Source organism: Proteiniphilum saccharofermentans, from assembly GCF_900095135.1.
Lineage (GTDB): Bacteria > Bacteroidota > Bacteroidia > Bacteroidales > Dysgonomonadaceae > Proteiniphilum > Proteiniphilum saccharofermentans.
On the sequence record NZ_LT605205.1, the window covers coordinates 2,087,278 to 2,109,645 of the forward strand.

Genomic DNA, 22,368 nt, shown 5'->3' on the forward strand with positions numbered 1-22,368 from the left:
AATAGAAAAATCAAATGAATACAGAGAATTTATTCAAAATAGCATTGGTCGCACTGTCCCGAAATAAAGTCCGGGCATTGCTGACCATGCTGGGTATTATTATCGGAGTAGCATCTGTCATTACCATGTTGGCGATAGGAGAAGGCTCCAAACGAAGTATCCGGAAGCAGATATCGGAGATGGGATCGAATATGATCATGATACATCCTTATTCCGAACGTGGTGAGGGTGGGGCACGTATAAGTATGTCAAATCTGGAAACACTGAAAAACAGAGATTATTTCGACATAAGGGATAAAGCTGAATATGTTTCGGCGGTCTCCCCGAATGTAAGCAGTAGCGGACAGTTCATTTATCAGAATCAGAATTATCCGAGCAGCATCAACGGCGTAAGTCCTGAGTACCTGACTATCCGCCAGTTGAAAATTCAATCCGGCTCCATGTTCACCCAGGAAGATGTGGAAACGAACAATAAAGTCTGCATCATCGGGAAAACGATTGTCGATAATTTATTCACGAAAGGCGAAGATCCGATCGGCAAGGTCATTCGTTTCAACACGATCCCTTTCGAAGTGGTCGGGGTACTGGAAAGCAAAGGATATAACACAATGGGGATGGATCAGGACGATATAGTACTGGCTCCTTATACCGCTGTGCAAAAAAGAATCTTAGCGATCAATTATTTACAGGGGATCTATTGTTCGGCTGTTTCGGAAGAAGCGACCCCCGACGCTGTTGAAAGCATCATGGCAATCCTGGCGGAGAATCACGGTATATCGGATCCCGACAATTATGATTTCGAGATACGTTCGCAGGAAGAGTTAAGTTCGATGCTCACGACTACTTCTGATTTGATGACGATTCTTTTGGCGTGTGTGGCCGGCATCAGCCTGGTAGTAGGAGGTATAGGAATTATGAATATCATGTATGTCTCCGTTACCGAACGCACTCGTGAAATAGGATTGAGAATGAGTGTGGGAGCCCGGGGAAAAGATGTATTGATGCAATTCCTGATAGAAGCGATCCTGATTAGTGTAATTGGAGGAATTATTGGTATTTTTGTGGGCGTGGGTGCTACTTTTACAGTAAACTGGGTAGCTTCGTGGCCGGTATTCATTCAATCGTGGAGCGTATTGCTCTCATTCGGTGTTTGTTCGATAACCGGTATTTTCTTCGGATGGTATCCGGCAAAGAAAGCTGCAAGGCTCGATCCTATCGAAGCAATACGATATGAATAAGGAACTGTAAAAATTAGAGAAGATGGATCAGAAAAAAACAGAAACACCGGACGGTAAGCCAAAATTGGAGATAAAACCTGATAAACCTCAGTATTGGCTGCCTTATACGAAAATAGCAGACAATATATTTATTCACATTGCCGCCTGGTGCATAATCTTCGGGCTACCCCTGTTTTTTATGAGCCGGGGAGATTTTTCCTGGGTGAGTTTTCTCTTGTTTCTTCCTGTTCCGGTTTGTTTTATGATCGTATTTTATAGTAATTACTTCTATCTTATCGATCGTCTCTTATTTGAAAACAGGAAGAACGAATTTCTTATTATCAATATCCTGTTGATTTTGGGAACAGCTTTGCTCATTCATCTCTGGCATGAATTCTCCTTTTCAGTGAATATGCACGGAGATATGCCACCATTCGGAGGAGGAAAGCCTCCGGAAGACCCTCCCAGGATGGAAAAAAACAGATGGTTGCCGATTGTGATTTTCATCCTTCGGGATGTAATTTTACTGACATTGGTGGTCGTTTTGAGTACGGCCATCAAAATGAGCAGCCGATGGACCAAAATAGAGGCCATGCAGAAAGAAATGCAGCAGGCGATGATAGAAGCCGAATTGAAAAACTTAAAGAATCAGATAAATCCGCATTTTCTGCTCAATACGCTGAATAATATCTACGCACTGGCACAACTCAATTCGCCGAAAGTCAAACCGGCTATTATGGATTTAAGCCGGTTACTGCAATATGTGTTATATGAGAATAATAAGATGTATGTGCCATTGAAGGAAGAGGTGAATTTTATCGGTAACTACATTGATCTGATGCGTCTGCGTTTGCCTGCCAATACCAATCTCAGCGTAAAATTCGATATCAGGGAAAATAGTGAGGTGATGATCGCTCCGCTTATTTTTATTTCGCTGATAGAAAATGCTTTTAAACACGGGGTGAGTAGTGATGAGTATTCTTTTATCGATATTTCTTTGTCGGAAAAGGAAGACGGGAAGATCGAATTCTTGTGCCGCAATAGTCATTTTCCGAAGGACGAGTCGGATAAAAGCGGTAGCGGTATCGGGTTGCAACAAGTGAAGAAGAGACTGGAACTGATTTATCCTTACCGCCATATGTGGCATAAAGAAATTGAGAATAATATCTATTCAACCGTATTGATCATCGAAACCTGAAAAAAAAAACATGAATAAAGTACTGACCTGTTGGATTATTGACGATGAGCCGTTGGCATTGAGCCTTTTGGAATCGTATATACAGGATACACCCGGCCTTTTATTGACGGGAAAATACAATAATCCCGCTTTGGCGATGCAAGACCTTGTAAACAAAAAGGTAGATTTGATTTTTCTGGATATCCAAATGCCGCATATCAACGGTATGGAATTAGCCCGTCTGGTGCCGCCTGACACAAAGATCGTCTTTATTACGGCTTTTAAAGAGTATGCGTTGGAGGGATATCGCGTAAATGCCTTCGATTATTTGTTAAAACCGGTCTCTTTCGACGAATTCCTGGTAACGTGCAAAAAAGCGCAAGACTGGTTTGAAGCTGTAACGAAGAATGTTCCGATGCAGAAAAATGTTCCTGAGACAGATGCGATTTTCGTGAAGTCGGACCAGCAGATCATTCCCATCCCTTTTAAGGATATCCTTTATATCGAAGGTCTAAGGGATTACATAAAGATTTACACCGGAAACCGGAACCGACCGTTTATCACCCTGGAATCGATGAAAAACATGGAAAAGATACTTCCTGCCCATTTATTTATCAGGGTACATCGTTCTTTTATAGTACAAAAAAACAAAATTGAGTTCCTCAACAGAAACCGGCTTATGGTAGCGAATCGGGAGATACCCATCGGAAGGACTTACAAACAAGGAGTGTTCAATTTTATCGCTGCTAAATAAGATAAACGCGGTGGTCTCTTGCTCCCCTTAATGGGTAACCTGCTTCCACCAAGCGGTCAGGTGTATAATTATGTGGCGATGTGGTTAACAAGAATAATGTGAATAATTTCACAATTCAGATAAAATGAAAGAGGATTTCTGAAATTAGTTGCATTATTTCCGGAATTTTTCTAACTTTGTGTCCTAATATCATACAATTATCAACTCTACAAATAATGTAACGCACTATGCACAGATACAAACCGGTGCGATTGATCCTTGAAAACGGGATGGTTTTTCATGGGCAATCTTTTGGAGCCGAAAAGGCAACATCGGGAGAGGTAGTTTTCAACACGGCAATGGTCGGTTATCCCGAAAGCCTGACAGACCCCTCCTACGAAGGACAAATTTTAACACTCACATATCCTATTATCGGAAATTACGGAGTTCCCGCATACAGCGAAACAGACGGAGTTTCCGATTTTTTTGAGTCCTGCCGTATCCATGCATACGGCCTGATCCTACAGGATTATTCGGATGAATATTCCCACTGGAATGCGGTGAAAAGTCTCGGCGACTGGCTCAAGGAAGAAGGGGTCCCCGGTATCACTGGAATAGATACCCGTCTGCTTACAAAGGTACTCCGGGAAAAAGGATCCATGCTGGGGAAGATAATGTATGCTGGGGACGATGAAATAGATTTTTATGACCCCGAGACTGAAAATTTGGTTGCCAAAGTCAGCTGCAGTGAAGTGATCGAATATGGGCAGGGTGAGAAGAAGGTGGTCCTGATCGATTGCGGTGCCAAACTGAATATCGTACGGGAACTGGTTAAGCAGGGAGTTCGTTTGATCCGTGTTCCATGGGACTACGATTTCAACAGGATCGACTACGATGGAGTGATGATTTCCAACGGCCCGGGAAACCCCGATCATTGCGGAATCACCGTCGCCCATATCCGTGAAGCAATGAAGAAAGAGAAACCCATCTTCGGGATCTGCATGGGGAACCAACTGCTGTCGAAAGCGGCCGGAGCCAATATCTACAAACTGAAATACGGGCACCGCAGTCATAACCAACCGGTACAAAAGGTGGGGAGTAGCCGTTGTTACATTACTTCCCAGAACCATGGCTATGCAGTGGACGAATCGCAGTTGGGTGCTGAGTGGGAACCCTGGTTCGTGAATATGAATGATGGTACCAACGAAGGAATCCGGCACAAAACAAAACCTTTCTATTCGGTGCAGTTCCATCCTGAGGCGACCGGTGGGCCGACCGATACCCGCTTTTTCTTTGAAGAGTTTGTGAAGATGATTTGATCGTTTGGAAATTACTAATTACTAATTACAAATTACCAATTTTATGTGCTGATTGTCGTGAAGCGAGATATGAATATTAGAATCAAGAACCAGGAGTCAAGAGCCAAGACTTCTTCACTTCTTGAACTTTTTGAACTTCTTCATTTCCGACTTCCAAATTCTCAGTTCTTAGTTCTCAATTCTCAATTCTAACTTCTACAATAATGATGAATAATAATTTATTTATGCAAGATATAACTCCCTCATCCGGAGAAGGGCGGCTGAAGATAAAAAAGGCGCTTATCCTTGGGTCCGGCGCACTTAAGATCGGTGAGGCAGGTGAGTTCGACTACTCCGGTTCGCAGGCACTGAAAGCATTGCGGGAAGAGGGTGTAGAGACCATCCTGATCAATCCGAATATAGCCACAGTGCAGACTTCGGAAGGATCAGCCGATAAGATATATTTCCTGCCGGTAACGCCTTATTTTGTAGAGAAGGTAATCGAAAAAGAACGGCCCGATGGTATCCTGCTGGCTTTCGGAGGGCAGACCGCGCTGAACTGTGGTGTACAGTTATATACTGCAGGTACGCTTGAAAAATATAATGTCGCTGTGCTGGGAACGCCGGTACAGTCGATTATGGATACCGAAGACCGCGATCTGTTCGTGAAAAAACTCGACCAGATCAACGTGAAAACTATCCAAAGCTATGCTGTCTCTACAACCAAAGATGCTTTACAGGCTGCAAGCCGACTGGGTTATCCCATCATTGTACGTGCCGCTTATGCGCTTGGGGGATTGGGTTCAGGTTTCTGTAACGATGAAGAAGAACTGAAATCGCTGGCCTCCAAAGCATTCAACTACTCCGACCAACTTCTGGTGGAGAAATCCCTTAAAGGGTGGAAAGAGGTCGAATATGAAGTGGTGCGTGACCGGTACGATAACTGTATCACCGTCTGTAACATGGAGAACTTCGACCCGCTCGGCATACATACCGGCGAGAGTATTGTGGTGGCTCCCTCGCAAACGCTGACCAATTCCGAGTATCACAAGTTAAGGGAACTCTCGATCAGGATTGTCCGTCATATCGGTATCGTGGGAGAATGTAACGTGCAGTACGCTTTCGATCCCGCCTCTGAAGACTACCGGGTGATCGAGGTCAATGCCCGCCTGAGCCGTTCGTCGGCACTGGCATCCAAGGCGACCGGCTATCCGCTGGCATTCGTCGCGGCCAAACTCGCTTTAGGATATGGCCTGTTCGACCTGAAGAATTCGGTGACCCGGTCGACCAGTGCCTTCTTTGAACCGGCACTCGATTATATCGTCGTGAAAATACCCCGCTGGGATCTGGGAAAATTCAGCGGAGTTTCCAAAGAGATCGGTTCCTCGATGAAATCGGTCGGTGAGATCATGGCGATCGGCCGCACCTTTGAAGAAGCCATACAAAAAGGGCTTCGCATGACCGGTTTAGGAATGCATGGCTTTGTGGAGAACAAGGAACTGAAGATCGACGATATAGACAAAGCGCTCCGGGAGCCGACCGACCAGCGCATCTTCGTCATCAGCAAGGCATTTAGAAAAGGATATACTATCGACCAGATCCATGACCTGACAAAAATAGACCGCTGGTTCCTGCAGAAACTGTATAATATCGTAAAGACTGCGGAAACATTGGAAAATTATACGGACGAATCAATTGATCCTGGAAAAGAAAATAATCCCGGGTTCGATGAGATACTGAAAACAGCCAAACAACAGGGATTTTCCGATTTTCAGGTGGCACGGGCTATCCGGAAGGAAAAAATGAAAGATGATGATTTCATTCAAATACGTGAATACCGGAAAAAACTGGGTATCCTGCCATTTGTGAAACAGATAGATACACTTGCCGCGGAATATCCCGCCCAGACTAATTACCTCTATCTCACTTATAACGGATCGGAAAATGATGTACATTATCTGGGGGATCACCGCTCGGTCATCGTGCTTGGATCGGGTGCTTATCGTATCGGTTCATCGGTGGAATTCGACTGGTGCTCGGTCAATGCGTTGAACACAGTCCGTAAGGAAGGGTTCCGCTCTGTGATGATCAACTACAATCCCGAAACGGTGTCGACCGATTATGATATGTGCGACCGGCTTTACTTCGATGAGTTGTCATACGAGCGGGTAATGGATATCATCGAACTGGAGAATCCGCATGGTGTCATCCTCTCCGTGGGAGGACAGATCCCCAATAACCTGGCAGTAAGGTTGGATCAGTCGGGTGTGAATATTCTGGGTACGGGTGCCAAAAGTATCGACAATGCAGAAGACCGGCACAAGTTCTCTTCCATGCTTGACAGGTTGGGTATCGACCAGCCGCGCTGGAAAGAACTCACCACCCTCAGTGATATCCATCAATTTGCCGAAGAAGTGGGATTTCCGCTACTGGTACGCCCTTCCTATGTCCTTTCGGGAGCAGCCATGAATGTTTGTTCCAACGAAAAGGAACTGGAACATTTCCTTACACTGGCAACTGAAGTATCGGCCAAATACCCGGTGGTAGTATCGGAGTTTGTCGAAAATGCCAAGGAGATAGAAATGGATGCGGTAGCACGCAACGGCGAACTGATCGTCTATGCCATCTCCGAACATGTGGAATTTGCAGGTGTACACTCCGGCGATGCCACCATTCAGTTCCCGCCGCAGAAAATTTATGTGCAAACGGTAAGGAGAATTAAACAGATCACGCGGGAGATTGCACGAGCCCTGCAAATTACCGGACCGTTCAATATTCAGTTCCTGGCCAAGGATAACGCCATCAAGGTGATCGAGTGTAACCTGAGGGCGTCAAGATCATTTCCTTTTGTATCCAAGGTATTGAAAATTAACTTTATAGATCTCGCAACGAAAGTGATGCTTGATATTCCGGTGGAGAAACCGGAAAAATCGGCGTTCGAACTCGATTATGTGGGTATCAAAGCACCTCAGTTCTCTTTTACCCGGCTACAGAAAGCTGACCCCGTATTGGGAGTGGATATGGCTTCCACGGGAGAAGTAGGAGCTATCGGAACCCATTTTGATGATGCGTTACTTACTTCTATGCTGGCAGTAGGCTACCGTATTCCGGAGAAAAATATCATGGTTTCTTCAGGAGGATCCCGCTCGAAAGTCGACTTGCTGGATGCCTGCCGTCTTTTGCAACAACACGGTTACAACCTGTATGCTACCGGTGGGACGCAGAAATTCCTGGAGGAGAACGGTGTCAAAAGCCATTATGTAGCCTGGCCCGATGAGAAAGGAGCGGAACTGAAGGTGGATGAGATGATCGCCCAAAAGAAATTCGACCTGATCATTAATATTCCTAAAAATCTTACCGAGAGGGAGTTGACAAACGGATATAAGATCCGCCGCGGGGCCATAGATTACAATATCCCGCTTATTACTAATGCCCGCCTGGCAAGTGCCTTTATCAAAGCCTTCTGTAGAATATCGCAGGATAAAATAGAAATCAAACATTGGGGAGAGTATAATTAATTGACAATTGACAATTGATAATTGACAATGAATGTGTAAATTCGCTTTTAGTAAACTCAAATGAACCACTCATTATATCAATCTCATTCAATCTCATTCAATCTCCATCAATCTGGTTCAATCTCCATCAATCTGGTTCAATTTCCATCAATCTGATTCAATCAAAAAAATCATATAATTCAATTCATGGACAAATCAATTAAAAAAGTTATTTTATTGGGTTCCGGCGCCCTGAAGATCGGACAAGCGGGAGAATTTGATTATTCCGGTTCGCAGGCTTTGAAAGCAATGCGTGAAGAGGGAATAGAAACAGTGTTGATCAATCCGAATATTGCTACCATCCAGACGTCGGAAGGTGTGGCTGACAGGGTTTACTTCCTGCCAATCACTCCCTATTTCGTAGAGAAGGTAATCCGGAAAGAGCAACCGGATGGTATCCTTCTGGCTTTTGGCGGGCAGACGGCACTGAACTGTGGCGCCGAACTATACCAAAGCGGAATACTCGATAAATATGGCGTACGTGTATTGGGAACGTCGGTAGAGGCGATCATGATCACAGAGGACAGGGATTTGTTTGTGAAGAAATTGGATGAGATCGATGCCAAAACACCTGCATCGAGAGCGGTAGAAAACCTGGAAGATGCTTTGGCTACAGCACGTGAGATGGGATTTCCTATTATGGTGCGTTCGGCATATGCATTAGGCGGACAAGGTTCGGGTATCTGCACGAATCAGGAGGAGTTTGTAGAGCTATGCAAGAGTGCCCTCTCTTTCTCTAACCAGATACTGGTAGAGGAAAGCCTGAAAGGGTGGAAAGAAATTGAGTTTGAAGTGATCCGTGACAAGAACGACCACTGCTTCACGGTCGTACCGATGGAAAACTTCGACCCGCTGGGTATCCATACCGGTGAAAGCATTGTGGTGGCACCCATCATCACACTCAGCAAAGAGCAGATTGCCATGCTCGAAGATATCGCACAGCGTGTGGTACGCCATATCGGCATCGTGGGAGAATGCAATATCCAGTATGCTTTCAATGCGGAGACCAACGATTACCGTATTATCGAGATCAATGCCCGTCTGAGCCGCTCATCTGCCCTCGCTTCCAAAGCATCGGGATATCCCCTGGCTTTTGTGGCGGCAAAACTGGCGTTGGGGTATACGCTCGACCAGATAGGGGAGATGGGAACGCCCAACTCCGCCTATGTAGCTCCAAAGGTAGACTATATGATCGTGAAGATCCCTCGTTGGGACCTCAATAAATTCTACGGCGTCAGCCACGAGATCGGCTCCTCCATGAAATCGGTCGGTGAGATCATGTCCATCGGACAATCGTTCGAAGAGATCATCCAAAAGGGATTACGTATGATCGGGCAGGGGATGCATGGCTTCGTGGGAAACAGGGAGATGACCTTCGACAATGTGGAGGATGCGCTCTCAAAGCCGACCGACATGCGTATCTTTGCTATTGCCGATGCTTTTGAAAAAGGATATTCAGTGCAACAAATTGAGGAATTGACCAAAATAGATCCGTGGTTCCTGGAGAGGCTGGAAAATATTTATAATTATTCAAAAGTCCTTGAGACCTATAATAAGATTGAAGATTTGTCGGAAGATGTACTCAAAAAAGCAAAGCGCCTTGGCTTTTCCGATTTCCAGATCGCACGGTTTGTAGAAGATCCCCAAAGTACGGTAGAGGATGAACTGATCAGGGTACGTAACCATAGGAAGTCTTTACAGATTACACCCATTGTACGCCGCATTAACACGGTTGCTTCCGAAAATCCGGATAAGACCAATTATTTATATTTTACGTATGATTCAGATAAAGCTTTTACACCCGGTAAAAGTGAAAAAGAGTCCGTCATTGTGCTGGGGTCCGGTGCTTACCGCATCGGTTCGTCGGTAGAATTCGACTGGTGCTCGGTCAATGCGGTGCAGACCGCCCGTGAACTGGGATATGAATCGGTAATGATCAACTATAACCCCGAGACGGTATCGACCGATTACGATATGTGTGACCGGCTCTATTTCGACGAACTGTCGTTCGAGCGTGTACTTGACGTGATCGATATAGAAATTCCAAAAGGGGTAATCGTTTCGGTAGGGGGACAGATCCCCAACAACCTCGCCATGAAGTTGTACCGGCAGAATGTATCCATCCTGGGAACCTCTCCCTTGTCGATCGACCGGGCCGAGAACCGCCATAAGTTTTCCTCCATGCTCGATGAATTGGGAATCGACCAGCCCCGCTGGAAAGAGATGACCAGCTTCGAAGAGATCGATGCTTTTATCGACGAAGTGGGCTTCCCCGTATTGATCCGTCCTTCTTATGTGCTTTCGGGGGCTGCCATGAACGTTTGTTACGATAAGGAACAGATGCATGCTTTCCTGAAAATGGCGGCCAATGTATCGAAAGAGTATCCCGTAGTAGTCTCTTCCTTCCTGCAGAATGCCAAGGAGATTGAATTCGATGCGGTAGCCCGTGAGGGAGAAGTGGTAGAATATGCCATTTCGGAACATGTGGAATTTGCCGGTGTCCATTCGGGTGATGCTACCCTGGTGTTCCCTGCGCAGAAGATTTATTTCGAAACCATGCGCCGCGTGAAGAAAATATCGAAACGCATAGCGAAAGAGTTGAATATCAGCGGACCGTTCAATATCCAGTATCTGGCAAAAAACAACGAGATCAAGGTGATTGAATGTAACCTGCGGGCATCGCGCTCTTTCCCCTTTGTCTCCAAAGTATTGAAACATAATTTTATTGATACCGCAACCCGCATCATGTTGGATGCGCCTTTCAGCAAACCCGACAGCTCGGTCTTCGACCTGGAATATATCGGAGTAAAAGCGTCGCAGTTCTCTTTCTCCCGTCTGCAAAATACTGATCCGGTACTGGGAGTGGATATGTCCTCCACCGGTGAAGTGGGATGTATCGGGGAAGATTTCTCGGATGCGATCCTCAAGTCGATGCTCTCGGTAGGATACAAAATACCCCAAAAAGGTATCCTGATTTCTTCGGGAGAGATGAAGTCGAAAGTCGACCTGCTGGAGGCATGCAAGCTATTGGGTGAGAAAGGCTATGATCTCTATGCCAGCCACGGTACGCAGAAGTTCCTGGAGGAGAACGGCATTAAGGCGACCGATGTGAACTGGCCGGACGAAGATGGGGAAAACAATATCAGGCAGATGATTGTCGACAAGCGGTTCGACCTGATCATCAATATTCCCAAAAACGTCACGAAACGGGAACTTACCAACGGATATATTATCCGCCGCGGTGCGGTCGATTTTAATATCCCGCTTATCACCAATGCCCGACTTGCCAGCGCTTTTATCACGGCCTTCTGCAATTTGGATCAGGATGATCTTGAGATCAGGAGCTGGAACGAATATTAGAGGATCGATGTTTTGCTGATCGAGTGATTTAGTTACAATATAAAACGAGAGCCAAGATTTTAATGTCCCGGCTCTCGCTTTTTTATCTAAAAGTCTAATTCCAAAAATCTTAAATCTTGAATCTTAAATTCTAAATCTAAACATATTTGAATCGACGGATACTTCGTTTAGGTGTTTTTTCGAACTCCTCTTCCCGAATCCGGAAGGAGGTGATCTTACTGTACGAAGGCAATTGGCTGTTTACCTCTGCAATCACCTGCTGGAACAAGGTATTCATATCCTGGTCTGTAAAACCATTTTCCTTCAGGATATCCTTGTCGGGTACGAGCAGGGCGATGATCTTTTGGTCTTCACTGATAGCCAGTGATTCTTTTACAAACGGAGAACTGTTGATCTTCTCTTCAATCTCTTCGGGATAGATATTCTGCCCGGAAGATCCCAGTATCATATTTTTATTTCGACCTTTGATAAAGATGAAATCGTCGCTGTCTATGGTTCCCAAATCTCCGGTTTTTAACCAGCCATCTTCGGTAAAGGTTTGTTTTGTAGCCTCTTCGTTTTTATAATATCCCAGCATTACGTTACTACCGCGGGTCAATATTTCACCTACGATATTTTGCGGGTCGCCCGAATCGACCTTCACCTCCATCCTGTCCACGACTTTTCCACTGGAACGTTCTTTATACTTAGTCCAGTAGGCGTAAGAGATCAATGGGCCACATTCGGTCATCCCGTATCCCACAGTGTAAGGGAATCTGATTTTCCTTAAAAACTTCTCTACATCGGGATTAAGTGCTGCACCGCCGATTACCACTTCAACCAGCTCTCCGCCGAAGAACTTGATCATTGAGGCTCGTACCTTACTATATACGACACTGTTTAACAGGGGGACTTTGACAAGGGTTTTTGCCGCTCCCTGCTGCAGTTTCGGAAGTACACTCCGGTTGACAATTTTCTCTATGATAAGAGGAACTGCCAATACCAATTTGGGCTTCACCTTCGAAAACATCTCGAGTAGTACCTGAGGAGAAGGAGTCTTTCCCAGAAAATGAATATGACAACCCAGGGAGATGGTATTGAGTATTTCGAAAGCCAGGCCGTAGGCATGTGCTATCGGGAGCATACAGACTATTTTATCTCCCGATTCGATAAATGGCAGGTTGTCGATTGCGAATCTGGTATTTGACCAAAGGCTCCTGTAGGGAAGCATTACCCCTTTGGGACTATTGGTAGTGCCAGAAGTGTAATTGATTACGGCCAGCTCTTCCGGTTTATCGGTACGGAAAACAATATCGTTCACGAAAAATCCTTTTCCATATTTTTTATCGAAATAGTCCGGCGTGTCTGCATCGAACTGTTTCAATTCGTCGGAAGATGATTTCAGCAACAAATAGTTTTCAAGGGAAAAAACAGTTTCAACTTTTGGTATGGTTTTCTCATCGATTTCGTTCCAAATGGTGTCGTCGACAAATAACATTTTTGAATCGGAATGATCTACGATGAATTGCACGCTGGCCTTGTCGAATTCATGAAGGATACTCACTGCGACAGCACCATAGGAGAGTGTGGCAAAAAAGGAAATAACCCATCTTGCAGAATTTTTACCGCATATCGAAATTTTGTCACCTCGTTGAATGCCGGCAGTTCTAAAATAGTCATGCAGCTGGTCTATCTCGCGGGCAAAATCTTTATAATAAAAAGTCTTACCCTGGAAGTCGGTCATAGCCGGCATTTCCCAGTGATTGCGAATACTTTGTTCAATCAAGCCCAGAAAGGTGTTTTGATTCATCTTTTCAATATTCAATAAATTAACATTCAGAGTTTTTATATTTTTAAAAACAATCGGTTAAACGATTTGTTTGTTTTTATTCGCTACAAATGTCGGAATTTTTTCCTTCTTAGAAATAAAATATCTAATTTTGTTCAATTACTGTAATAAAATTTCATTTTCAAAAATATTTGTTTTACTTTTACAGATGCATTTTACACCTGAATTATGGAATGAGGTGAAAATTTTTAGTCAGATAAGAGATGCAATCAATACATTATAGCAAATTACAACGATACGCGCTGTTTATTCTACGTGTTCTGATAGGATGGTATTTTTTATATGAGGGTTTGGCAAAGGTATTTACCCCGAACTGGTCGGCATTTGGCTACCTGATGGATTCAAAAGGTATGTTTGCGTCGTTTTTCGTGCGGCTTGCAGAAAATCCGGCGTCGCTTGAAGCTGTTAATCTTATCAATATCTGGGGATTGACAATCGTTGGCTTGATGTTGGTTTTAGGGCTTTTTACGAATATCGGCTATATAGGAGCCATGATCTTTTTGCTGCTCTACTACCTCTCACACCCTCCTTTATTATTTGCAGAATATATTCTGCCCGCCGAAGGATCTTATCTATGGGTTGATAAGAATCTGATTTTATTGGTGACAGTAGCGGTATTGATGCTGTTTCCGGCCTCCAGGGCTATTAGTTTTGACAGCTTACTATTTCGTAAAAGTAGGTAGATTATTATTTTTATGAAGGAAGAAGAAAAAGAGATTAACAATCAAAAAGAAGATAAGACCCCATCAGCAAAAGAGGTATCTCAGGGTCGCCGTGATGCGCTTAAGGCGATAGTTTCGGTACCGGTATTGGGTGCCATGGCGTATGGTGTTTACAGGAAGAAAAAAGCAGAAAGCTCCACCCGCAATGCAGCGGAGATGTCCCGCTTCCGCACTGATGTGACTCCTTACTCGTCACCCTCTCCTGATGCGGAAGTAATCCGGATAGGTATCATCGGTTTCGGTATCAGGGGAACTCAGTTGATGCAGGGATTGGGTTTTGCCACTCCCGAATATGTGGAAGACCTGATCCGGCTATCGAAGGCAGATCCGGCGAATACCCGTTACCAGGATTTTATGGAGCAGGATGACCTGCGAGTGATGATAACGGCGGTCTGCGATATATTTGATACTTATGGTGAAGGGGCGGTAATTGCCGGAGCCAATATCCACAGAGAAGGGGTGGGAGGTACATTAGGCCCCAAACCCAGGCGCTATCGCCATTATAAGGAATTATTGGCCGCACCCGATGTGGATGCCGTGGTAATTGCGTCACCCGACCATTGGCACGGTACCATGGCTATGGATGCTATCAGGGCCGGTAAACATGTTTACTTGGAAAAGCCGATGACATGGACGGTCCCCGAAACTTATGAGCTTCGCGCTTTGGCGAGAAGCAACCCTCAGCTGGTGTTTCAGTTGGGACATCAAAACAGGCAGATCGAAGCCTACGAGAGGGCGCGGCAGATCATCGAAAGAGGACTGTTGGGTAAGATATCACTGGTAGAGACCGGTACCAACCGCAATGACCCCAATGGTGCATGGGTTTACCCCATACATAAGGATGCCAGCCCTAAAACCATTGACTGGGAGCAGTTTGAAGGAAATCCGGACAGGATTAAAGAATATATGGATTATATGACTTCGGCAGGATTGTTGAAGTATGTGGGGCCTGAATCCCGCGAGAAGTTCAGCCTGGAAAGATTTTTCCGCTGGCGCTGCTGGTGGGATTACAGTACCGGCCTGAGCGGCGATCTGTTGACACACGAGTATGACGCGATGAACCAGATCCTTCATCTGGGTATTCCCTCATCGGCCTCCTCTTCGGGAGGAGTCTATTTCTTTAAGGACGGCCGTACCGTACCCGATGTGTTACAAACGGTATTTGAGTTCAGAGATAAGGAACTCACCATGTTGTATTCAGCTACGTTGGCCAGCCAGTTCAGCCGCAGCCGGAAAATCATGGGGCACGATGCGACCATGGAAGTGGGCAACACGCTCAAGATAACTGTGGACCCGCAGTCAGAACAGTATCGTAGGCAGATCGACCAAGGTATTGTGAAATTAGACGAACCGTTCTATACCTATCTTCCGGGGCAGAGTGTAGATGCTGTGTCTACCGCTACCGAGAGATATTTTGCCGAACGGGGCCTTCTCTATTCATTCATCAGTGGAAAGCGTTATAACACTACTTTCCTGCATCTGAAAGAGTGGCTCGATTGCATCAGGAACGGTAAACAACCTTCTTGTGGCATCGATCAGGGATTCGAAGAAGCTATTACCGCCCATATGGGAACACGGGCGTACCTGGAAGGACGAACAATGTATTGGGATAAGGATAAAGAAGAGATAACCAGAGAATAAATATCAAAAACGTTAAAATTTAATCCAAAAAAAAGTACTTATGTCATCAAAAATTTCAAGAAGAAAATTCTTAGAAACCGGTGCGATTGCAGCAGCCGGTCTAACAGTTGTACCTTCTTCGGTACTGGGAAAGAGTATGGGTTACAAGGCCCCGAGCGATAAACTCAATATAGCTGCCGTTGGAGTAGGGGGGATGGGAAATTCTAACCTGAACCAGCTCCAGAGTGAGAATATCATCGGGCTTTGCGATGTAGACTGGAAATACAGCAAACGCGTATTCGACAAATATCCCAACGCGAAGAAATATTACGACTACAGGAAGATGTATGATGAGTTGGGTAAATCCATCGACGGTGTAGTGGTGGCTACTGCCGACCATACACACGCGATTATTGCCGCAGACGCTATGACGATGGGCAAACATGTGTATGTACAGAAACCGCTTACTCATAGCGTGTACGAATCGCGTCTGTTGACAAAACTTGCCGCCAAACATAAAGTGGCTACCAGTATGGGTAACCAGGGTTCTTCCGGTCCCGGTGTAAGGCAGGTGATCGACTGGATCAGAGACGGACAGATCGGTGAAGTGACGAGAGTAGAGGCTTTTACCGACAGACCTATCTGGCCGCAGGGGCTGATGACTCCGAAAAAAGCTGATAAGGTTCCTTCTACCCTGAACTGGGATCTCTTCATCGGGCCGGCCAATAAACGTCCGTTCAATGAAATTTATCATCCCTGGAACTGGCGCGGATGGTGGGACTTCGGAACCGGCGCTTTGGGTGATATGGCTTGTCATATACTTCATCCGGTGTTTAAAGGTTTGAATCTGGGCTACCCCACAAAAGTACAGGGATCATCCACCATGTTACTTACCGACTGTGCTCCTAATGCACAGATGGTGAAATATGTGTTCCCGCAACGCGACAACCTGCCCAAAGTGGCTATGCCCGAAGTTGAAGTGACCTGGTACGACGGAGGTTTGACTCCCATGCGTCCTGAAGGTGTTCCCGCCGGTAAAAACCTGAATGATCAGGGTGGTGGTGTGATATTCTACGGCACCAAAGACATCCTTATCTGCGGATGCTATGGTGTAAATCCGTGGTTAGTTTCCGGACGTACTCCCAACTCTCCGAAAACCCAACGTGAAGTAACCCTCTCTCACGAAATGGATTGGGTGCGCGCATGTAAGGAATCTCCCGAAAACCGTGTAGAAACAGCTTCTCCTTTCTCTGAAGCAGGACCTTTCAACGAAATGGTGGTGATGGGTGTGCTCGCAGTAAGACTGCAGGCTTTAAATCAGGAATTGCACTGGGATGGTGAAAATATGAAATTCACGAACATTCCGTCCGACGCGACTGTCAGAACTATTATTGAAGACGGTTTCAAAATTACCGACGGTCACCCCACATTCGACAAAACATGGACTGAACCGGTAAATGCCATTGCATATGCTGAAGAAATGATCAAGCATACTTATAAGAATGGCTGGAAATTACCCGACATGCCGTAATTTTAAAGTATTGAATAGTATTGAAGGGAATAGCGGCGGAATTGCCCGTCGTTATTCCCCCATTTCAACAGAAGTTAATTATCAGTTTAATTAAAAGAAAAATAGTTATGAAACGAATTAAAAAATCAATTTACGGATTAAGTTGTTGTATGCTTGCAAGTGTATTGATGGCTTGCGGTCCCGGTGGAAAAAAGACCGATGCTGCCGCAGATAATGGAGCCGATTCTACTGTGGAAAGTGCCGTTCCTGAATATACAGTATTAGATAAACCTCAGGTAGATTTATCTCAGTTCCAGACAGATAAAGACGGATATATCGTTATCTTCAACGGTAAAGACTTCACAGGATGGAGAGGTTACGGAAAAGATGATGTTCCCGGGAAATGGACTATCGAAGATGGTGCGATCAAGTTTAACGGTTCCGGTGGTGGTGAAGCACAGGACGCTGACGGTGGCGATATCATCTTTGCTCATAAGTTCAAAAATTTTGAACTGGATTTCGAGTGGAAAGTAGCCAAAGGTAGCAACTCAGGTGTATTCTATCTTGCACAGGAAGTACAGACTAAAGATCCTAACACTGGCGAAATGAGGATGGAACCTATTTATATCTCTGCTCCGGAAGCTCAGATACTTGACAATGAAAATCATCCTGATGCAAAATTGGGTAAGGATAACAACCGGCAGTCACTGTCGTTGTACGACATGATCCCGGCCGTTCCCCAGAATTCAAAACCATTCGGAGAATGGAATACCGGTGGGATAATGGTTTATAAAGGAACCGTTGTACATAGACAGAATGGTGAAAACGTGGTTGAATACCATTTGTGGACACAACAGTGGACAGACATGTTGCAGGCAAGTAAATTCAGCCAGGATAAATGGCCTTTGGCATTCGAATTGCTGAACAACTGTGGAGGTGAAAACCGCGAAGGTTACATCGGTCTGCAGGATCATGGCGACGATGTCTGGTTCAGAAACATCAGGGTCAAAATATTAGATTAATTTTATCAAACAACCGGAAAGAATATTTCTACTGAAAGGTGGAAATATTCTTTTTCTTTAAACAAGCAATACAATGAAAAAAGGTTCATTTTTATTAATGGCTGTGCTTCTGAGCGGTCTGTTTATTTTACCGGCCTGCACCCAGAAAAAAGAAATTTATCTTCAGCTTTATTCAGTACGCGACGATATCAAATCCGACTATAAAGGTACTGTCGCTAAAGTCGCTGAAATGGGATATACCGGAGTAGAAGCAGCCGGTTATGGCGATGGACAGTTCTATGGCTTGTCACCAGCCGATTTCAAAAAATCTATTGAAGAGGTGGGTATGGAAGTACTCTCTTCCCATACGGCAAGACCATTGGCTGACAGTGTAGCCGCAACCAACTGGGATGAGGTTTGGGCCTGGTGGGATACCGCTATTCAGGCACATAAAGAGGCAGGTATGAAATATATTGTTACCCCCTGGATGCCTACACCTGCCACGTTGGCCGATCTGCAGGCCTATTGCGATTATTATAACCAGATCGGTGAGAAGTGCAATGCAGCCGGTCTCCGCTTCGGCTACCACAATCACGATTTCGAATTCAAGGAGATAGAAGGCCAGTTGATGTATGATTATATGCTCAACAATACCGACCCCTCCAAGGTATTCTTCCAGATGGATGTCTATTGGGTAGTGAAAGGCGGTAAAGATCCGGTGGATTACTTCAACAATTATCCCGGCCGTTTCGAACTGCTTCATATCAAGGACGAACTCGAATTGGGCAGAAGCGGTGAGGTCGATTTCGAGAGCATTTATAACAATGCTGAAACTGCAGGAGCCAAATACATGATCGTGGAGGTAGAAAGATATACCGAAGGATTAACTCCTTTTGAAAGTGTGAAGGAAAGTTATGACTTTTTGAATGATGCTCCTTATGTAAAAGCACGCTATTCAAAATAATCCCTTCCGTTCATACGGACCATAGAGAAAGCCCGGGCAGATATCTGTTCCGGGTTTTTTGATTGATTTTCTTTTATTTGAATATTTTTTTCTTTAAGAGCTTGATCAGGCTGATAATCATCGATTTCTCATTTTTTGCCATAGTGGTATATACTATAATGACAAATGAAATAGTGGTTATTCCAATGACAAATAGTAAACGGAGAAAGGATTCTTCCAGCCAATGAACAAGTATGGCTCCTGTAATCAACATGCCTATGGTAGGAATAACAGAGGGATAGAATACCTTATACATGAAATCAGAAAACTTAAGCCCGCATTTCAGCTTTGCAAAATAGACACAAACACTACCACTTATTATACCTCCTACCAAAATCCAGATAATATATAAGTAGTACGGTGGAAAGCCAAAAGAGAAAAACAGATATGTTAAGACAATAGGCAATATATTCAGGAACGATTGCAATGCAAAATAAACTTTTATATCTCCTTGTACCTCCACGGATCTGCCAACCATGAGTGTTAGCTGCTCGACCAATAAAAGAATTAATTGTAGTCTGACAAACAGTACAGCCCAATCGGGAACTTCTTCCAACCATATCTCCATAATATATGGAGTCTCCAATAAAAAGGGTACGGCAAAAATAGCGAATAATAAATAACCGTATTTGGCAGATAATAACGATGCATTCAGCATTTTTTCCCTCTCTCCTGCACCCTCGCTTTTTGCAATCATAGGAGAAACAGCCTTTATCATCGTATTGGAAAAGGCCATCAACTGACCGGATATCTGATTCGCAATACCTTGCGCCGCGTTTAAGATAGCCCCAAAAAAATTATTTAATACAATACCCAATCCGTATTGTGAAATCATTCTACTGGCATTGTTCAACAAATTCCATCCGGCAAATCCGGTCATTTGTCTCATGAGGGATTTATTCCAATAGCGTCTGGGGGCAATGATGCATTCTTCATAGCGTCTGTGACAGTATATGCGCATAATTGCCATGACCAAAAGGGAAATTACTGCCATCAATACACCGTATACAATCAGTTTGTCCTGCAGGGCATACACTACAATAAAAGCTACAGCTAATTTTAAAAAGGATTCTACGACACCTACAATGGCATAATACAACATGTTTTCATGGGAGTTCAGGACGGCTTCATAGGGCACAGTCATCACAGTAAGCATTGTACTGATAATCATACTGCCGTATACTACCTTGGCTGCATATACCCTGTCATCAGGGATATTCAAGATACCGTTGAAGAAAAAATAACCTATTATAAGTAGTACCAATCCAAGAACAATAGCAATAGCTAAATGCAATATAATGCTGATATTGAAAATAGCTTTCTTCTTCTCCGGCTTCCCTTCTCCTTCCGCAATGCTCATGAAGCGTTGCGTAGCACCAGCCATCGCTGCATCCAAAAATCCCAGCATGGCGATAATTCCTCCAACCACATTAAAAATCCCGAAGTCGATAGCACCCAATGAACTGAGTAATAATCGTGTAGTATAGAGAGATACAAACACGGTTATCGCCATCTTGGCATACAAGAAGCCGGTATTTTTTATGACCCTGTTGGCAGCATCCACCTTTTATTTAATTAATATATCACACTTTCCAGAAATACCTGAAAAAGAGATAGAAGGGAAAAGTAATGTTTTTAAGTCTCTGTGATTTTATACTATATTGGCATCCACCAAGGTTTTGTCATTGTTTTGGATTGGTTGTCCCACCAGGACTCGAACCTAGACTGGCTGAACCAAAATCAGATGTGCTACCATTACACCATGGGACAATCCTTATCTGCTTCGTGAAAAGCAGTGCAAAAGTAGTATAATATTTGGAACGTTCCAAATAATCCCGGCTATTTTTCGATGAATCAGTAATTACTTTATCAATTTATAGAGGACGTTTCCTCCAAAATACCTTGCCTTCAACGATTCACCTTTCAGAAAACCTGAACGTTGGCACTATTCTGCAATCAGCAGGAAGTAATTCTTCTTTCCCCGTTGGGTTAGAATATATTTGTCACCGATAAGCCGGGCAAGATCAATGATTTCGTCGAATGATTCTAGTTTTTCCTTATTGATCATTACGCCACCTGACTGTACAGTCTTGCGCATCTCTCCCTTGGAAGGGAATACGGTTGCCTCTTCGGTGAGCAGATCGACTGCTTTAATGCCTTCCGCCAGTTTCTCGCGTGAAACGATAAATTGTGGGACTCCCTCAAATACCTGCAGGAAGGTTTCCTCATCAATGGCACGGAGTGATTGGGATGTGGATTTACCGAATAATATCTCCGAAGCATTCACAGCCATTTCATAATCTTCTCGCGAATGAACCATTACAGTAATCTCTTCGGCCAACCGTTTTTGTAATGGACGAAGATGGGGAGCCGATTGCTGTTCTGCCACCAATGCTTCTATTTCCTCTTTCGGGAGGGAAGTGAAGATCTTGATATATTTTTCTGCGTCGGCATCGCTCACATTAAGCCAGAACTGGTAGAATTTATAAGGTGAGGTATAGCGGCGGTCGAGCCATACATTGCCACTCTCGGTCTTGCCGAACTTACCTCCGTCGGCCTTGGTGATAAGTGGACATACCAATGCATAGGCTTCACCTCCCTCCACACGGCGGATCAACTCCGTACCGGTAGTGATATTGCCCCATTGGTCCGAACCTCCCAATTGGAGGCGACATCCCTTGTCACGGTAGAGATGGAGGAAGTCGTATCCTTGCAGCAGTTGATAAGAGAATTCGGTGAACGACATACCCTCACTCGATTCCCCGCTCAGCCTCTTCTTGACAGAGTCTTTGGCCATCATATAATTGACGGTGATATGCTTACCGATATCGCGGATAAAACTCAGGAAAGAATAGTCTTTCATCCAGTCATAGTTATTTACAAGGATGGCCCTGTTGGGAATTTCACTCTCAAAGTCAAGGAATTTCGCCAGTTGTTTTTTTATGGCTTCCTGGTTATGGCGCAATGTTGCTTCGTCTAGCAGATTACGTTCGGCCGATTTCATCGATGGATCGCCGATCATTCCCGTGGCACCGCCCACCAACGCGATAGGGGTATGGCCTGCACGTTGAAAATGTTTCAACATCATCACACCTACCAGATGCCCGATATGGAGTGAATCGGCTGTGGGGTCGATCCCCAGGTAGCCTGCTGTCCGTTCTTTCAATAACTGTTCTTCCGTTCCGGGCATTATTTCGTGTATCATACCACGCCAACGGAGTTCTTCCACAAAATTCATCATTTGATTAAGTCTATATATATCGATTTTTAAGTATGCAAAGGTACTATTTTTTATTCAACTTTGTTGTTATTCGCTTGTTGCGATCGTGTTATTTGGCTATA

14 protein-coding genes and 1 tRNA gene are annotated in these 22,368 nt (G+C 44.6%); 11 read left to right on the forward strand and 4 right to left on the reverse strand.

Annotated features, from left to right (window positions below; translation table 11 throughout):
* Nucleotides 1–14 precede the first annotated feature (14 nt).
* The 6 genes from PSM36_RS08175 to carB (PSM36_RS08200) all read left to right on the forward strand — a co-directional run bounded on the left by PSM36_RS08175 (nucleotide 15) and on the right by carB (PSM36_RS08200) (nucleotide 11,342).
* On the forward strand, nucleotides 15–1,238 hold the full coding sequence (locus PSM36_RS08175) for an ABC transporter permease (RefSeq protein WP_076930502.1): 1,224 nt from the start codon (nucleotides 15–17) through the stop codon (nucleotides 1,236–1,238).
* A gap of 22 nt (nucleotides 1,239–1,260) precedes the next feature.
* Nucleotides 1,261–2,415, forward strand: coding sequence for a sensor histidine kinase (locus PSM36_RS08180; RefSeq protein WP_019540808.1), 1,155 nt, complete (start codon nucleotides 1,261–1,263; stop codon nucleotides 2,413–2,415).
* 10 nt (nucleotides 2,416–2,425) lie between these two features.
* Entirely contained in the window at nucleotides 2,426–3,148 is a 723-nt protein-coding gene (locus tag PSM36_RS08185; protein ID WP_076930503.1) for a LytR/AlgR family response regulator transcription factor, read from the forward strand.
* A gap of 227 nt (nucleotides 3,149–3,375) precedes the next feature.
* Nucleotides 3,376–4,446 carry a glutamine-hydrolyzing carbamoyl-phosphate synthase small subunit gene (gene carA, locus PSM36_RS08190; RefSeq protein ID WP_076930504.1) on the forward strand — a complete coding sequence of 357 codons (1,071 nt, stop codon included), beginning with the start codon at nucleotides 3,376–3,378 and terminating at the stop codon, nucleotides 4,444–4,446.
* A 224-nt stretch (nucleotides 4,447–4,670) separates the two neighbouring features.
* Nucleotides 4,671–7,943 (forward strand): carbamoyl-phosphate synthase (glutamine-hydrolyzing) large subunit, encoded by a 3,273-nt coding sequence (gene carB, locus PSM36_RS08195; protein WP_076932136.1) that lies wholly within the window; start codon nucleotides 4,671–4,673, stop codon nucleotides 7,941–7,943.
* Nucleotides 7,944–8,129: 186 nt separating this feature from the next.
* Complete coding sequence (carB, locus tag PSM36_RS08200; protein WP_076930505.1) at nucleotides 8,130–11,342, forward strand: carbamoyl-phosphate synthase (glutamine-hydrolyzing) large subunit; 3,213 nt, start codon at nucleotides 8,130–8,132, stop codon at nucleotides 11,340–11,342.
* 136 nt (nucleotides 11,343–11,478) lie between these two features.
* Here the strand turns inward: carB (PSM36_RS08200) and PSM36_RS08205 are convergent, their stop codons facing one another.
* Complete coding sequence (locus PSM36_RS08205; protein ID WP_076932137.1) at nucleotides 11,479–13,131, reverse strand: AMP-binding protein; 1,653 nt, start codon at nucleotides 13,129–13,131, stop codon at nucleotides 11,479–11,481.
* A gap of 242 nt (nucleotides 13,132–13,373) precedes the next feature.
* Between PSM36_RS08205 and PSM36_RS08210 the strand changes: the two genes are divergently transcribed.
* The 5 genes from PSM36_RS08210 to PSM36_RS08230 all read left to right on the forward strand — a co-directional run bounded on the left by PSM36_RS08210 (nucleotide 13,374) and on the right by PSM36_RS08230 (nucleotide 18,987).
* A complete protein-coding gene (locus tag PSM36_RS08210; protein ID WP_076930506.1) occupies nucleotides 13,374–13,853 on the forward strand; it encodes a DoxX family protein in 480 nt (159 codons plus the stop codon).
* Between the two features lie 12 nt (nucleotides 13,854–13,865).
* A complete protein-coding gene (locus PSM36_RS08215) occupies nucleotides 13,866–15,533 on the forward strand; it encodes a Gfo/Idh/MocA family protein (RefSeq protein WP_076930507.1) in 1,668 nt (555 codons plus the stop codon).
* A gap of 40 nt (nucleotides 15,534–15,573) precedes the next feature.
* Nucleotides 15,574–17,043, forward strand: a complete 1,470-nt coding sequence (locus PSM36_RS08220; RefSeq protein ID WP_076930508.1) for a Gfo/Idh/MocA family protein — start codon at nucleotides 15,574–15,576, stop codon at nucleotides 17,041–17,043.
* Nucleotides 17,044–17,159: 116 nt separating this feature from the next.
* A complete protein-coding gene (locus PSM36_RS08225) occupies nucleotides 17,160–18,044 on the forward strand; it encodes a 3-keto-disaccharide hydrolase (protein WP_076932138.1) in 885 nt (294 codons plus the stop codon).
* Nucleotides 18,045–18,117: 73 nt separating this feature from the next.
* Complete coding sequence (locus PSM36_RS08230; RefSeq protein ID WP_076930509.1) at nucleotides 18,118–18,987, forward strand: sugar phosphate isomerase/epimerase family protein; 870 nt, start codon at nucleotides 18,118–18,120, stop codon at nucleotides 18,985–18,987.
* Nucleotides 18,988–19,060: 73 nt separating this feature from the next.
* On the opposite strand, the gene PSM36_RS08235 is transcribed toward PSM36_RS08230, so the two are convergent.
* From PSM36_RS08235 to tyrS, 3 genes are all read right to left on the reverse strand, one after another.
* Nucleotides 19,061–20,590 carry an MATE family efflux transporter gene (locus PSM36_RS08235; protein ID WP_083710984.1) on the reverse strand — a complete coding sequence of 510 codons (1,530 nt, stop codon included), beginning with the start codon at nucleotides 20,588–20,590 and terminating at the stop codon, nucleotides 19,061–19,063.
* A gap of 132 nt (nucleotides 20,591–20,722) precedes the next feature.
* A tRNA-Gln gene (locus PSM36_RS08240) sits at nucleotides 20,723–20,796 on the reverse strand.
* 175 nt (nucleotides 20,797–20,971) lie between these two features.
* Complete coding sequence (tyrS, locus tag PSM36_RS08245; RefSeq protein ID WP_076932140.1) at nucleotides 20,972–22,264, reverse strand: tyrosine--tRNA ligase; 1,293 nt, start codon at nucleotides 22,262–22,264, stop codon at nucleotides 20,972–20,974.
* Nucleotides 22,265–22,368 lie beyond the last annotated feature (104 nt).

Excerpts from the sequence above, each read along its gene's own strand:
- PSM36_RS08175 (WP_076930502.1), top strand. The coding sequence starts at position 15 with ATGAATACAGAGAATTTATTCAAAATAGCATTGGTCGCACTGTCCCGA.
- PSM36_RS08180 (WP_019540808.1), top strand. The coding sequence starts at position 1,261 with ATGGATCAGAAAAAAACAGAAACACCGGACGGTAAGCCAAAATTGGAG.
- PSM36_RS08185 (WP_076930503.1), top strand. The coding sequence starts at position 2,426 with ATGAATAAAGTACTGACCTGTTGGATTATTGACGATGAGCCGTTGGCA.
- carA (WP_076930504.1), top strand. The coding sequence starts at position 3,376 with ATGCACAGATACAAACCGGTGCGATTGATCCTTGAAAACGGGATGGTT.
- carB (WP_076932136.1), top strand. The coding sequence starts at position 4,671 with ATGCAAGATATAACTCCCTCATCCGGAGAAGGGCGGCTGAAGATAAAA.
- carB (WP_076930505.1), top strand. The coding sequence starts at position 8,130 with ATGGACAAATCAATTAAAAAAGTTATTTTATTGGGTTCCGGCGCCCTG.
- PSM36_RS08205 (WP_076932137.1), bottom strand. The coding sequence starts at position 13,131 with ATGAATCAAAACACCTTTCTGGGCTTGATTGAACAAAGTATTCGCAAT.
- PSM36_RS08210 (WP_076930506.1), top strand. The coding sequence starts at position 13,374 with ATGCAATCAATACATTATAGCAAATTACAACGATACGCGCTGTTTATT.
- PSM36_RS08215 (WP_076930507.1), top strand. The coding sequence starts at position 13,866 with ATGAAGGAAGAAGAAAAAGAGATTAACAATCAAAAAGAAGATAAGACC.
- PSM36_RS08220 (WP_076930508.1), top strand. The coding sequence starts at position 15,574 with ATGTCATCAAAAATTTCAAGAAGAAAATTCTTAGAAACCGGTGCGATT.
- PSM36_RS08230 (WP_076930509.1), top strand. The coding sequence starts at position 18,118 with ATGAAAAAAGGTTCATTTTTATTAATGGCTGTGCTTCTGAGCGGTCTG.
- tyrS (WP_076932140.1), bottom strand. The coding sequence starts at position 22,264 with ATGAATTTTGTGGAAGAACTCCGTTGGCGTGGTATGATACACGAAATA.